This window comes from Marinilactibacillus piezotolerans, assembly GCF_900114235.1.
Taxonomy (GTDB): Bacteria; Bacillota; Bacilli; order Lactobacillales; family Carnobacteriaceae_A; genus Marinilactibacillus; species Marinilactibacillus piezotolerans.
Genome location: NZ_FOSJ01000013.1, coordinates 42,228 through 56,817, shown reverse-complemented (window position 1 = coordinate 56,817; position 14,590 = coordinate 42,228). Strand labels below are relative to the sequence as shown.

Here is a 14,590-nt window from a genome sequence, read left to right as displayed (position 1 = left end):
TAGTACTCACTTTTTCAAAAGCAAAAAAACTCTCTAAATCCCTGAAAAATAAGGGGTTAGAGAGTTTTTGTTTTAATTAAGTGTCAAACTCGAGATTTAAACTTGTCAACGCATGAAAAATAACTTACTCCCCCCTAGTATACTTATTTATCTATAGCAAAATTGCCTATCAGACTCGTATTTAGAATAATTGTTTTAAAAGTAGATTTATTTGATTGTGCCTCCTAATTAAGTTACCGCCTAATAGCTATTCTCTTACGACTCATCTTGCTTTCTTGTTCCAGTTGATACATAAAGGTTGCCTCTCTTACCTCTTACCTAGTTTTTCTATTCCAGTTAGTACATAAACACTATTTCTCTTACGACTCACCTAGCCTTTCTATTCCAGTTGGTACATATACACTGTTTATCTTTCAACTGATCCAACTTCCCTGTTTCAGTTGATATATAAACATTGTTTCCCTTTCGACTCATCTAGCTTTTTCATGCCAGTTAGTACATTAGAGTCTGATTTACTGAAGGTTCAATGCATATAGTAACTATGAAGGGGTAAAAATTCACTTTTCCTTACCATCTCAATTCTGAAATGAGATCTTTTCTTTCTTTTTTCTTCTATAATAATAGATTTTCTTATTTAAGATATTGTCCGTTCATTTATCTATATTAATCAAACCGTTTTAATACGGGTATAGAAATTTTTCTACAATAAAGACCTATATAAGAGTCAGTTTCCCTTGTGATTCAATGCTTATTTATTGCTCCGCCATTATACGTTCACTGTATCTGAAAATGTAATAGGTACAGGTATTTTGAATCAATAAATTTCAATTAAAATCTAGAATTCTCTTGACAAATGAATGATGATTCATATATATACTCTAACCATACATATGAGCGGATATTCATTTGTTAAAAATGATTGATCTAAAAATTCAACTAAAGGGTGTTTTACTATGGAAACTCATCAACAGGCTAAAATAGCACATAATCATGCTGAACATGCGCATGATCACGGAAATATGCCGGTCTTTTTTTTTTCATTGGTTTAATTATCTATTTGATTGCACTGATAGGTTCTTTTAACTATATCTTGGAAGATATTTTCTTCGTCATTACTATGATTACTGCTGGTTACCATGTAATGATAGAGGGAGTAGGCGAAACGATTACCGAGTCGCTGCGCTTGAAAAGATTTCATCCTAATGTTCATATCCTAATGACGCTTGCCGCACTGGGTGCTGCGATCACCGGTAACTTTGACGAAGGTGCCTTGTTAATTTTGATTTTCGCTGGTGCCCATTTTCTTGAGGAATACGCAGAAGGTAAAAGCAAACGTGAAATTACTCATTTACTTGAAATGAACCCTACTGAAGCTAGGCTCATTCTTCCTACAGGAGAAACTAAATTAGTTAAAGTAGAAACCTTGACAATTGGGGATCATTTGCAGGTCTTACCAGGAGACAAGATTCCTACAGATGGTTCGATTATTGAAGGATCTAGTGATATTGATGAAGCTTCTATTAGCGGCGAAAGTATTCCTCGAGAAAAAATTACCGGCGATGAAGTATTCGGTAGTACGATAAATGGTAAAGGTTCTTTCAAAATGGAAGTTACTAAAAATAATGAAGATACCGTATTTTCTAAAATTATTGAACTTGTCAATCAGTCACAATCCAATCTTTCGAAAACAGCTACAACGATTAAAAAATTAGAACCAAAATATGTAACGATCGTAATGATTGTTGTTCCAGTATTTATCTTACTTACACCATTCTTAGTAGGATGGAGCTGGAATACTAGTTTTTACCGCGGAATGATTATGTTAATCTCTGCTTCACCTTGTGCTTTGGCTGCTAGTGCAGTACCAACAACCCTATCAGGTATCTCTAATTTAGCGAAACAAGGCGTTCTTTTCAAAGGCGGATCTTATCTTTCGAATTTAGCTAAAATCAAAGCCATTGCATTCGACAAAACGGGTACATTGACTGAAGGTAAACCCGCTGTTACTGACCACTATTTTGTCAACGAAGAAAATACTGAATACTGGAAAGATGTTATTGTAGCCATGGAAAAAAGTGCAAATCATCCGTTAGCTGATGCTATACTGGATGCCTTCACTTCTGCTTCTTCAATAAAAATGGATGCAGAAAATGAAATTGGCAAAGGCTTAGTTGCTGAACATCAAAATAAACAGTACCGTATTGGAAAACCTTCTACGTTTACGAATGTCCCAGCAGAAATCGAAAGACAAAATGAAACATTAGCCAAAGAAGGAAAAACCGTTGTGTATTTCAGTGAGAATGACAGCGTGGTGGGACTGATCGCAATGATGGACTTACCGAATAAAGATGCTAAAACTGTCATTCAATACTTTAAAGATCAAGGAATTCACACGGCTATGATTACTGGAGACTCAAAACTTACTGGAGAAGCTGTCGGTAAGCTAGTTGCGATTGACGAAGTCATTGGTAATGTACTGCCAGAAAACAAATCAGAAATTATTCATTCCACTCAAAAACAATATGGGGAAACCGTCATGCTTGGAGATGGGATCAATGATGCACCAGCTCTAGTGGCATCAGATATTGGTTTCGCTATGGGGAACGGAACGGATGTTGCAATTGATGTAGCAGATGCTGTGATTATGCAAAATGACTTAACTAAGTTCCAATATGCTCATAAAGTTTCTAAAAAAGTAGATAAAGTGGTCTGGCAGAATATTTTGTTCTCTATGTTCATTGTTTTACTTTTAAATGGATTAAATTTAGTAGGCAAGGTTGACATTGGTATCGGGGTATTAGCTCACGAAGGAAGTACACTGCTGGTTATTTTAAATGGTTTGAGATTGTTATTACCGGTCAAAGACTGATTCTATAGACACAATAAAACAAGCATGGAAAGCTGAGATTATTAAAGCTTTCCATGCTTGTTTTAGCATTCTTCTCTAGTATGTGTGATCACTTGATCTAGTATTTTCAGGACGTGATCATCATCCAGACTATAATAGACCGTTTTCCCACTTCTTCTTGGTTTGACTAGACGTTTCGCTTTTAAGGTACTCAGCTGATGTGAGATTGCAGACTGATTCATGTCGAGTGCTGTTGCTATATCGCCGACACTTAACTCTCTGTCATGTAACAGAAAGACGATGGAAATCCTGGTTGGATCGCTGATTGCTTTAAAAAACTGACTGACAAGCTGAATCGTATTTTTATCTACTGCCGATGTTAAGTTATCTTCCATTTCTTCTCTCCTCGATCCTTTATGTAAAGATTATTAAATGTAATAATCTTACGAATCATTTGCCTATTTTTGAGTAAACCATAATCTGTCCGATTTGTCAAAATAGCTACTCTATTTTAATTTGAATTTGAGTATAAATCAAGTGCTCTATTCCCAAGGATAGTAGGATTTGAATTTGATTATCCAAGTTTTGCGAGTCAAAAGGAAAGAATATAGAAAAACGATATCTCAACAAGCTTTAAATAACTTGTTGAGATATCGTATACTATTTATTTATATTGAATGTCTTCACTAACGAGCTCTCTCTGTTCGATAATCTGTTTATACCATTGACCAGATTTTTTAAGTGAACGGCCGCGGTCGTTTTCAAGATCAATTCTAACTAGGCCGTAACGATTTTTGAAAGCATTCATTGGTGAAACGCAATCTGTAAAGGCCCATAACATGTATCCCTCACAACTGGAACCTGCTTTAACAGCTTTCAGCAACCATGACAGATGTTCGCCGATAAAGTCGATTCTGTAGTCATCTTGGACCTCTCCTTTATCGTTCATGAAGCGTTCTTCTGCTTCTATTCCCATGCCATTTTCTGTAATGAGCCAAGGAATATTGTTGTATTCATCTTTGATACGCATAGCCATATCGTACATTAATTTCGGATAAATTTCCCATCCTCTGGATTTATTCATTCTACGTCCTGGTAATTCAAAAGCATCATAGTACATTTCCGGATGGAATGGAGCGTTCTCATTCCACGAATGTTTTGGTGCTTGTACTCTTTTCGGAAAATATAGATTAATGCCCAGGAAGTCGACGGTATTCTTTTTAATTATTTCCAGCTCGTTTTCATCATGTTCAAAAAGAATATCATGCTTTTTCAGTAAAGAAAGCAACTCCTTTGGATACTCTCCTTTAACAGCAGGATCTAAAAATACCCGATTGTAGAATAAGTCAAATATGTGTGCTGCTTTCTGATCAGCTTTTGAAGTCGAACGTGCATAAGTCACTTCTGGATTCAAAATCGTACCGATACGTCCATCAAATCCGCCATTTCGATAAGCAGCAACTACTTTAGCTGTAGCTAACACTTTATGATGATTCCACTGCATCCATTTCGCTGCATTTTGTTCATGGGGCCATCTGATCGCATCTAGATAAACTCTTGTTTGAACTACCACTGGTTCATTAAAAACAAACCAGCTCTTCACACGGTCTCCAAAACGATCAAAAGCGATTTTAGCATACTCGACAAACAATTCGACTACTTTCTTAGAACTCCAGCCATCATATTTTTCTAGTAAATAGGCAGGTAATTCATAATGTTCAAGACATAGCATCGGTTCTACATTCGCTTTGATCAAAGCATTGATTACATTATTTACATGCTCAACGTAATCTTCATCTACGACCAGTTCTTCGTAATCTGTAAAGAATCTTGACCAGTTGATGCTGGTGCGATAATGTGTTAAGCCGATTTCTTGCATGTGGTCAATATCATCTTGATATTTTTCCATAAAATTCGTTGCTACAGCTGGTCCGTATCCTTCGTGCCAGACAAAGTTTTCTTTCTTATACCAAGCGTCTAGATAGGAATCTTGTCCTTCTTTTTTTCCTTGCCAGCCTTCAGTCTGCCAAGCAGAAGATCCGGCTCCAAGTATGAAGTTTTCTGGAATTGTTTGTTTCATTTAATAAACCCCTTTTATACTTTTTAATTCTAATGATTCTTATAGTTCTAATTATCCGTTAACGACTTCTTCGCCGTATTCTTCTTTTTCAATATCTTCTACCTTCGCTTCTTTATTCGCTACTCTAATGAACGGTAGATAAATCAGCACTGCAACTGCTATACATATGATTTGAGTAACAACTGCTCCTAAGTCCCCTGCTGTTGCAATCCAGGCACTAATGATGGGCGGCGTTGTCCAAGGAATCATAACTACCGCTTTGCCTGCAAATCCAATTGCTGTTAAGAAATAAGCGATTGTTCCTGTTACTAAAGGTGTAAGAACAAAAGGAATTGCCATAATCGGATTTAATACAATCGGTAATCCAAAAATAACCGGCTCATTAACATTGAAGATTCCAGGTGGAAAAGAAAGCTTGCCAATCGAACGATAATCTTCTCTTTTACTTCCAATAAAGACTGCGATTAGTAGACCAAGCGTTAAGCCAGATCCGCCTACTGTCATATAGATATCCCAGAAAGGCATGTTTATAATATTAGGAATTTCTTCCCCTGCTTGAAAAGCTTGTGTATTTTCAGCTATAGCTACTAATAAAATTGGTTCGCGAATTGGCTTGATGATCTGGTTCCCGTGAATACCAATAACCCAGAATAATTGTGAAACCAGCATTAAAATCAATATACCCGGCAGTCCTTGTACAACATTTTCTAATGGAGCTTGAACCAGGTTGTAAATAATATCGTAAATATGCATGCCTGTTACAGCATTGATCAGAAATGCGATTGATGCAACGGCTACGATTGTGATGACAGTCGGTATTAATGCTGAAAATGATCTCGATACATTTGTCGGTACAGAATCAGGCATTTTTATTTTTAACTTGTCCTGATTTCCTAACCAAGTGTAAAGTTCAATTGATCCAATCGCCACGATCATACCTAAGAACAACCCGCTTGCTCCGGTGTATTCGCTGGAGATTACATCGCTGACATTTACGGTTTCCGTGTCAATTACTGCATCAATCGGTGTGGGAATTACTGCGATATAAGACAAGGCTGCTAATAGTCCCGGGAAATGGCCATCTAATTTATTCAGTTTACCCATTTCATTCCCGATGAGAAATACTGCACCTAACGCCATCATATCCATAGTAGCGTAATTGATCATCTGAGATAACGGTTTCAAATTCTCCAACCAGCTTAACTAGCTAATCTGAGCTAATCCATTGGTACTATCAAAAACCATACTTGAAAATAACGTTGCAAACGCACCAGTAATAATAATCGGTAATAATAGCGTAAAGGAATTTTTTATAGCAATAATATACTTGTAACTGTTAATTTTGTACGCTATTTGATTTAATGCATTGATGAATCGATTGTTTTCCATCCTACATCCTCCTTGTTCTTTCCGTTTTTGTAATTGCTTACATAAGAAGTTTACCTTTTTATTTTCTAAATGTAAAGTTAAATATAAAATTTGTATTTACAAATTTTATATTTAAAAAAGAACCCCATATCCAATGGGGTTAACCACCTTACATAACTATAATATTTTAAGAATCTTGATTGATAAAAGACATTTCTACCATGTCAAAACGATGATGCACTTTTGAATACTCAAATGGTGTTCCTGTTTTTAGAAACATAACTTTTTCCACTTCTAGGATAGGATCATCATCTTTACAATCAAGATATTTTTTATCTAGCTGATTAGGCTTGGCAGCACGGACTATTTGACGATTGTCTCCAAATACAATCCCCAGTTCTCTTCTTATATATCTATAAACGGAATCTTTAAGGACTTCTTCCGTTATACCGGGAATAATATGCACTGGGACTACTGTATTCTCTAAAGAATAAGGTTTTCCTCCAAGAATCCTTAAGCGCTGATAATGATAAACCGGTGTTTCTTTGTTGATCATTAACTGCTGCCTTTCTTGTTCATCTGGAAAACGCACATTGAATTTAATGATTTCGCTTTGTAATTCAACTTCATCTTGTACAGCTGTTGTCAGTCCTACATTATGTCCAATCTGAATACTGGATTGAGCTTGCAGAAGCGCATTTCTCTTCACGTATGTTCCTGAACCCTGAATCGTATAAACAAGACCTGCAGTCGTTAAAAGGTCTAAAGCTCTTTTAACCGTTACGCGACTTGTATTGAATTCATCAGCTAAAGAATTTTGATCAGGCAATTTTTCATCTACTGTATATGTATTATTTTTGATCCGCTCTCTAATCATCTCGGCAACCTTTTTATATTTAGGCATCTAATTTCCTCCTTTACTTCTGCTTTTATCTATTGTTTCCATAGTACTTTATCTTTTCATTTTAAATTAAAAAGCGTTTTATTACAAACTTTGTAATAAAATATCTTAAGTTTACCTTTATACGCTACTAAAAACGGAAGCCACATTATTTTCATGGCTCCCGTTGATCTCAGTCTATTTTTATTGCTATGATTCTGCAGTAAAGTTTCTATCCAAAGTTATGTGCTCAATGGAGAAACTGATTGATATATTCAAAAGAAAAGTCGCTAAAATTCAGCTGCAAAACTTCCTGAATCAAAATTAAAGTGGCTGTAACAAAGAGAATATTTTCGATTATTCCGCCAGTATTATAATAAATCCTATTGAATCCGGACTGAAACCGTTTCTTAGAAAGTGGCTGCAGCCAGGCAATTCCCTTTTTAGAAAAAGAGTCTTCTATTAAGTGGGCTAAATAGCCAAAAGCAAACCAGTGGACGAGTTCCAGAGGTAAACCAAATGTAGTATGCCCTAAATAAAAAATAAATGTTACTGCAATTAGCCCTGTTAGACTATGTGTAAGTCCGCGATGTCCAAAAACTACTTTCATGCTGTTACTAATTCCGATCATTCTACGTCCAATATAGGAGTGTGGTTCATCGATGTCTGGAAAGACGGCGCCTAAAGCTACAATAGATAAACTCTCCACTGAAAGAGAATCCGAGGTAACCATTAGCGGTAAAGAAATCGCTAATGTAGTTGCCAGATGTGTTCTATATCTCAATTCTTACTTCTCCTTCAATATAGAAAGCAAAAGAGTAGATCATGTTGCTTTCTGGTTTTTTTCATTAACTAAATTCATTATCCACTCCCAGACCTTCATTAGACCCCAGATAATAAAATAACTGATTCCACCAACAAGTAAAGCAATAAGTGGAATCGATAATAATGGAGTGAATAGTGTCGTATTCAAACCAAGATCCCAAAGCAGATCACGAATCAGCACATGGACAAGGTAAACACCAAATGAATATTTAGAAATATGGATAATCATTTTCTGAACTTTTTCAGATAAAGTTATATTCTGCATCGAATGTTTCACGAATACAAATGTCGCTAGACTTGCAAAAAAAACATTGGGTGTCAGATACTCATAAAATAATGAATACATTGCCCCATCTTGTGCCGACCTTAATGCTGTTCCAATAACCGTTACAGCAAAGCCTATAATGCCCAATCCATAAAGTGTTCTGCGCCAGTTTTTTGGCAAAGTATATCGGCTCAATAAATAACCGGCCATAAAATATCCGGCATAGCCGAGTGTAATATCTACATTAAGTCCATTGTCTGCGACTGTATCAGTAGATCTGACAGGGAACTGATTGATGGTGGGAATCAAAAACCCTACAACAAAGCTTATAAGTACAAAATAAATAGCTAAGTGCTTTTCTTTGGTCAATGGTCTTAAAAGTGGCACCATTACATAAATTTCAGTCAACCTATATAAGAACCAGAGGTGAAAGTACCCTTGAACGATCTGAAGGATTGTACGATCTACTTCTTCAGTAAGAGCAACTTCAGGCTGTTTGTATTGATCAAAAAATACATAGATAACTGACCAGACAAAAAACGCACGAACGAGCCGCCAGATATATTTCGTATACATCGTTTTAGGTTCTAGGTTTTTCTTTGGATCAAGAAAAAACATGCCACTTACCATAAACAATAAAGGTACACAGATTCTAGACATTCCATTGATGAAATTAAGCCATTGCCAGCCCATTGTATCTAGTTCATATCGATGAGTATCTTTAGATACGATATGAATCAATATAACCATGACAATTGCTAATATTCTCAATACATCTGCATACCATATTCGCTGCTTCATATTTTTTTAATCCTCTCAAATAACATAGTCACTGAATATCATATCAGAAACTGTTTTAAACGAGTATTCAGATGCTTATATGTGTTTACACCACTTCTGCTATCAACAAAAAAACTAGAAGGATGGAAAGAGAATTGGTAAAACTCAGTCTCTTTTCAACACTTCTAGATTGAATTGTTTAGTTTCCTAACATAAGTTACTCATCTTTTTGTTTAGTCAGGATTCTAGGACCGTCTTTTGTGATAGCGATGGTATGCTCGTACTGGCAGCTTAATCCACCGTCTTTTGTACGGGCTGTCCAGCCATTATCATCCATTTTCGACTTCCAGGTACCTGTATTAATCATGGGTTCAATGGTAATAACCATACCTTCTTTTAAGCGCATTCCTTTACCTGCTTGACCGTAGTGAGGTACACTTGGGCCTTCATGTAATGTAGGGCCGATACCATGTCCGACAAATTCACGGACAACACCGAAACCAAAAGGTTCAACATAGCTTTGGATCGCATGACCGATATCGCCGATTCTGTTTCCGATTTTTGCTGCGGCGATTCCTTTATATAAAGAAGTCAGTGTGACGTCCATGAGCTTTTTGACTTCATCAGTTGCCTCTCCTACTGAATAACTCCAGCAGGAATCAGATAATGCACCATTTAAATTGATGACCATATCAACTTTGATCAGATCCCCCTCTTTTAATTTCTCACTTCTAGGGAACCCATGACAAATTTCATCGTTTACACTGACACAAGTCGCATATTCGTAACCTTCGAATCCTTTTTGTTCGGCACTTGCGCCATGTTCGTCTATAAGTTTTTCTACATATTGATCGATATCTGATCCAGATATACCTGGTTTGATAAACCCACGTAATTTCTCATGGATATCAGCCAGCACTGCGCCGGATCGTTCCATAGCATCTATTTCTCTAGGTGATTTTAGCGTAATCACGTAATCAGTCTCCTTAAAGTATCAAATTATTATCTATTATACAGAAATTTTAATGATTCTGGAACCTTTACGAGGAAGGTTTAATAAATCAAAAGGTTCTTACTCATAAATTATTCAGACTTCTGAATCTTCAGGCTTATTCCCTGTTTTTGAAAGAAAACTATCGTTTCCGGGTTTCTGGTCGAATTTTTTGGTACTAACGCAATTAAACCGGAAGTCACTTCGTGTTCTGAAAAATATGGAATAGCATTTGATTCAATTCCGATTATCTTATTATCTTCTGGAACAGTAAAAAGATTTGAGCTTTCAATATCATCTACTTGTAAAACATCCATCGATTCACTATCGGCAAAGTTCTCAAAGGCCGTTTTGTCTACTAGTAATAGATCGTACTCCGCGGCTGCCAATTGGGCAAAAAACCGTTCCGCTCCTTGTCCTGCTTGAGTAACGGTCACTAGCATATCCCCTTTTTGATCTTCTGGATCTAATAATGCCTTCAAATCGTTCGATAAAATCTCCATTTGTTCTGTTGTCGTTTCAGGACCTAATACACCTATATGATAATCCACTTGTGGCCGGTTAAATAATTGTATCGTAAAGTAAATGGATAAGAGTAGCACGAGGATGATACCCATTAAGTGCCATTTATAATATTCCCATAGATAGGCAGCTTTTTCTTTGTTGGAATCATTTGATTGTAATACATTTTTCATTTGCGTTTTAGCCATTACATACTTCCTATTGATTTATTTGGTAGACTATTCTATTTTCTCCTTATCATAACATCTATTCGTTAAAAATATAAAAGAATAATGAGATGATTCAAATTTGATTTTGCACAATTTAATTTGTATAATACATTAGATTCTGATGGTCTAAAGTAAAGATGCAAATCTTTTGTTGATCACTATTTTTTTGATATGCTTATTTTGTAAAGTAAAGGTCAGAATAAGTCATCATTATTATTTAAATGAAAGAAGGACGAACAAATGAAAGCTATTGTTATAGAAGAATATGGGTCTGCTGATCAGTTAGTCGAAAGAGAAGTTCCTACACCGGAAATTAAAGATAATCAAGTTCTAGTAGAATTACATGCTACTTCTATTAATCCGGTAGATTGGAAAGTAAGAGAAGGTTATCTTAAAGATAACTTGCCTTTTCAGTTTCCTGTCATATTAGGATGGGATGCTGCAGGAATCATTAAAGAAGTGGGTGAAGCTGTAACTGGATTTTCTGTGGGAGACAACGTATTTGCTAGACCTGCTACTAATGCTTTCGGAACATATGCTGAATATACTGCTATTGATAGTAATCTGCTAGCACATATGCCAGAAAATGTATCCTTTGCAGAAGCAGCTTCTATTCCACTTGTCGGCGAAACCGCTTGGACTGCTTTAGTAGAAATCGCTAAAATCAAAGAGGGCGATAAAGTACTGATTCATGCAGGAGCTGGCGGAGTTGGTAGTTTAGCCATTCAGATTGCCAAAAGTTTTGGCGCAACTGTTGCTGCTACTGCAAGCTCTGATAATGATGATTATTTAAATGATTTAGGTGTAGATGTCTTTATTGATTACAAAAAACAAGACTTCGAATCAGAACTTAATGACTATGATATTGTTTTCGATACAATGGGTGGTGAGATTCAGGAAAAAAGCTTTAACGTATTGAAAAAAGGTGGCATAATTGTTTCCATTACGAATCCGCCAAGTGAAGAACTAGCTAAAACAAATGAAGTCAAAACAGGTTACTTTTTCTTAGAACCTGATGGTAAGCGTTTGGCCAAATTAGGTGAATTGATGAAAAATAATCAGCTTAAAGCCACTATAGGCAGTCAGTTCCCTTTTACTGAAAATGGTATGAGAGAAGCTCACCGTTTGAGTGAAACTCATCATGCTAAAGGCAAAATCGTTATTAATATTAAATCTTAAAATAAATGATTGAATCATTACAAAGCGGCAGGAACAAAAGTTTCTATTGAGCAATAATTTGAAGTGTATAACAACCAAAAACCCGTCAAATCAAGGAGTGAATTTCCTGGATTTGATGGGATTTTACATTCTATCTAGTTTTGTCCCAGTTTCTTTGATTTGTATCTGTTTGTTTTGGTTCTGGATTAATCTACATATGGCTTTTGTTTTTACACAGTTATATGAACTTTACCACATAAGAGTAGTTCATCACTTAACTTACTAAGAGATCTCCACTCAGTTACCAGATAAAAGCAGCATATCAAGCAACTCACTAAGAGATCTCCATTCAGTTTCCAGATAAAAGCAGCATATCAATCAACTCACTAAGAGATCTCCATTCAGTTGCCAGATAAAAGCAGCATATCAATCAACTCAATAAGAGATCTCCATTCAGTTGCCAGATAAAAGCAGTATATCAATCAACTCACTAAGAGATCTCCATTCAGTTTCCAGATAAGAGCAGTTCCTCACACCATTCAGCTCATCTCAGTCAGGTTTCTATACTCAAGCAAAGTATCTATTTTTAGAGAAATTGGCATGCGTAACAATAAAGATAGAGACTGAGAGCAAACGAGCTAGAAAGTAAAACGCCGTCAAATCAAAATAAAATCCTTGATTTTCCGATACTTCAAATTTTTAGACAATGAAGACTTTTGTCCCAGCTGCTTTGTTTTATATAAATTTCCTTAATTTCCTCTCATAAATCAAAGATAGCATTCCGATTTCAATTCAAACGATTGCTTATCTTCTGTATATCAGATATATTATATTCATATTTAAAAATCGTATACTATACGATTTACATTAAAGGAGAATTCTTATGGACAACGAATTTAGATATGACACTCAATTACTGATAGAAGGAGAAAATTTATCTGAAGATGCTATTTCTACTTACTTTAATCAACATTTTGCTGGTGATTGTCTTCTAGCAGTTGGAGATGAAAATTTGATTAAAATTCATTTTCATACTAACCAGCCTTGGGAGATTTTAGAATACTGTTCTACATTAGGTGAGATTTTTGATATTGTTGTGGAAGATATGTTCCGTCAGTCCAAAGGGTTAAAAGGCTAAAATGAAATATACTTCACACTACTTTTTTTGTTGTTCTTTCTTTGCTATACTGTCTTAATGAGATGAGTATACAGAAAGGATGGAAGTCCGTGCCTAAAGTAATGATCGTGTATGCCAGTCTGACTGGAAATACAGAACAATGTGCTGAAATCATTGAACAAGCTTTTAGAGAATTAGGGGCCGAAGTTGAACTGGTCGAGAGTTACTCAGCTGATCCAACAGACTTTGAAGATGTAGATATCGCAATAGTCGGAACTTACACATATGGTACCGATGCTAATCTTCCAGATGAGATTGTAGACTTTTATGAAGAATTAGAAGAACTCGATCTATCTGGAAAGATTTACGGTACATTTGGTTCAGGTGATACTTTTTATGAGAAATATTGTAAATCAGTCGATGACTTCAATGACCAATTTGATAAAACAGGCGCTATAAAAGGGGCTGAAAGCGTCAAAGTTGACCTTGATCCTGAAGAAGAGGACACTAAAAATCTTCAAGCATTCGCTAAGTCTTTGATCGAAGCATTTAATAAACAATAAAAAAACTGACATTCTATGAGAAATTTTCAAAGAATGTCAGTTTTTCGCTTCCTTTTATTCGCACTATTTGGATATATGATGTATAATTTTACTTATTAAAGATTAGGAAAGAGGGATTATTTTGTCATTAACAGATACGTATACTTTGAAAAATGGTGTCGAGATTCCAGTAGTTGGTTTCGGTACTTGGCAATCTACAGACGAAGAAGCTGAAAAGTCTGTACTTTGGGCTTTAGAAGCAGGCTATCGTCATATTGATACTGCGGCTGCTTATAAAAATGAAACAGGTGTTGGTCGCGGCATCAAAAAAAGTGGTTTGAATCGTGAAGAAATCTTCATTACTACTAAGCTCAGCAATCAGGAACATGGCTATGAAGAAGCTAAAAAAGCAATTCAAGACTCATTGGATAAACTAGATACTGACTATATTGACTTATATATTATCCATTGGCCAAATCCTATTAAATATAGAGATAATTGGAAAGAAGCAAATGCTCAGAGCTGGCGAGCTATGGAAGAAGCTGTTGAAGCTGGAAAAATTCGTGCAATAGGCGTATCAAACTTCCATCCACATCACTTAGAAGCATTAGCTGAAACAGCTAAAATCGAGCCTACTTTGAATCAGATCTTATTGAATCCTAGTGATATGCAGACAGAAGTCGTGAAGTATAACCAGGTTCATGATATTGTTTCTGAAGCTTATAGTCCTCTAGGAACAGGTAAAATCTTCGAGGTTGAAGAACTTAAAGAATTAGCTGCTAAATACAACAAATCAATTGCACAGTTAGTACTGCGCTGGAGTTTACAGCACGGATTCTTGCCTTTACCAAAATCTGTTCATGAAGAACGCGTTCATGAGAACGCAGATATTTTTGATTTTGAAATCGAAGAAGAAGATATGAAAAAAATCGATAGTCTAAAAGGTCGCGCAGGTTCTGCCCAAGATCCAGATCAGACTTCTTTCTAATTCTTAAACTAAAGACC

General features: G+C 35.9%; 11 protein-coding genes and 2 pseudogenes. 5 read left to right on the top strand and 8 right to left on the bottom strand.

The features are described 5' to 3' along the window. Positions 1-953: 953 nt before the first annotated feature. Positions 954-2,869: pseudogene (locus BM212_RS04890) on the top strand (heavy metal translocating P-type ATPase). 62 nt (positions 2,870-2,931) lie between these two features. Here the strand turns inward: BM212_RS04890 and BM212_RS04885 are convergent. From BM212_RS04885 to BM212_RS04850, 8 genes and pseudogenes are all read right to left on the bottom strand, one after another. Beyond that, positions 2,932-3,243, bottom strand: a complete 312-nt coding sequence (locus BM212_RS04885; protein ID WP_072695267.1) for an ArsR/SmtB family transcription factor — start codon at positions 3,241-3,243, stop codon at positions 2,932-2,934. A gap of 269 nt (positions 3,244-3,512) precedes the next feature. Next, positions 3,513-4,928, bottom strand: coding sequence for a glycoside hydrolase family 1 protein (locus BM212_RS04880; RefSeq protein ID WP_091896833.1), 1,416 nt, complete (start codon positions 4,926-4,928; stop codon positions 3,513-3,515). A 51-nt stretch (positions 4,929-4,979) separates the two neighbouring features. Then, positions 4,980-6,317: pseudogene (locus BM212_RS04875) on the bottom strand (PTS sugar transporter subunit IIC). Between the two features lie 166 nt (positions 6,318-6,483). Beyond that, on the bottom strand, positions 6,484-7,200 hold the full coding sequence (locus BM212_RS04870; protein ID WP_091896830.1) for a GntR family transcriptional regulator: 717 nt from the start codon (positions 7,198-7,200) through the stop codon (positions 6,484-6,486). Positions 7,201-7,426: 226 nt separating this feature from the next. Then, complete coding sequence (locus BM212_RS04865; RefSeq protein ID WP_091896827.1) at positions 7,427-7,960, bottom strand: metal-dependent hydrolase; 534 nt, start codon at positions 7,958-7,960, stop codon at positions 7,427-7,429. A gap of 39 nt (positions 7,961-7,999) precedes the next feature. After that, positions 8,000-9,067, bottom strand: a complete 1,068-nt coding sequence (locus tag BM212_RS04860; RefSeq protein ID WP_091896824.1) for an acyltransferase — start codon at positions 9,065-9,067, stop codon at positions 8,000-8,002. A 196-nt stretch (positions 9,068-9,263) separates the two neighbouring features. Next, entirely contained in the window at positions 9,264-10,019 is a 756-nt protein-coding gene (gene map / locus BM212_RS04855) for a type I methionyl aminopeptidase (RefSeq protein ID WP_072695277.1), read from the bottom strand. A 110-nt stretch (positions 10,020-10,129) separates the two neighbouring features. Continuing rightward, positions 10,130-10,747, bottom strand: a complete 618-nt coding sequence (locus tag BM212_RS04850) for a hypothetical protein (RefSeq protein WP_091896821.1) — start codon at positions 10,745-10,747, stop codon at positions 10,130-10,132. Positions 10,748-11,008: 261 nt separating this feature from the next. On the opposite strand from BM212_RS04850, the gene BM212_RS04845 reads away from it, so the two are divergent. The 4 genes from BM212_RS04845 (at position 11,009) to BM212_RS04830 (ending at position 14,573) form a co-directional block, all read left to right on the top strand. Continuing rightward, positions 11,009-11,947, top strand: coding sequence for an NADP-dependent oxidoreductase (locus tag BM212_RS04845; RefSeq protein WP_091896817.1), 939 nt, complete (start codon positions 11,009-11,011; stop codon positions 11,945-11,947). Positions 11,948-12,809: 862 nt separating this feature from the next. Continuing rightward, positions 12,810-13,064 (top strand): kinase to dihydroxyacetone kinase, encoded by a 255-nt coding sequence (locus BM212_RS04840; protein WP_072695284.1) that lies wholly within the window; start codon positions 12,810-12,812, stop codon positions 13,062-13,064. A gap of 89 nt (positions 13,065-13,153) precedes the next feature. Then, positions 13,154-13,606, top strand: coding sequence for a flavodoxin (locus BM212_RS04835; RefSeq protein ID WP_177206330.1), 453 nt, complete (start codon positions 13,154-13,156; stop codon positions 13,604-13,606). Between the two features lie 118 nt (positions 13,607-13,724). Then, positions 13,725-14,573 carry an aldo/keto reductase gene (locus BM212_RS04830; protein ID WP_281244380.1) on the top strand — a complete coding sequence of 283 codons (849 nt, stop codon included), beginning with the start codon at positions 13,725-13,727 and terminating at the stop codon, positions 14,571-14,573. The last annotated feature ends 17 nt before the right edge of the window (positions 14,574-14,590 follow it).

Excerpts from the sequence above, each read along its gene's own strand:
- BM212_RS04885 (WP_072695267.1), bottom strand. The coding sequence starts at position 3,243 with ATGGAAGATAACTTAACATCGGCAGTAGATAAAAATACGATTCAGCTT.
- BM212_RS04880 (WP_091896833.1), bottom strand. The coding sequence starts at position 4,928 with ATGAAACAAACAATTCCAGAAAACTTCATACTTGGAGCCGGATCTTCT.
- BM212_RS04870 (WP_091896830.1), bottom strand. The coding sequence starts at position 7,200 with ATGCCTAAATATAAAAAGGTTGCCGAGATGATTAGAGAGCGGATCAAA.
- BM212_RS04860 (WP_091896824.1), bottom strand. The coding sequence starts at position 9,067 with ATGAAGCAGCGAATATGGTATGCAGATGTATTGAGAATATTAGCAATT.
- BM212_RS04850 (WP_091896821.1), bottom strand. The coding sequence starts at position 10,747 with ATGGCTAAAACGCAAATGAAAAATGTATTACAATCAAATGATTCCAAC.
- BM212_RS04845 (WP_091896817.1), top strand. The coding sequence starts at position 11,009 with ATGAAAGCTATTGTTATAGAAGAATATGGGTCTGCTGATCAGTTAGTC.
- BM212_RS04840 (WP_072695284.1), top strand. The coding sequence starts at position 12,810 with ATGGACAACGAATTTAGATATGACACTCAATTACTGATAGAAGGAGAA.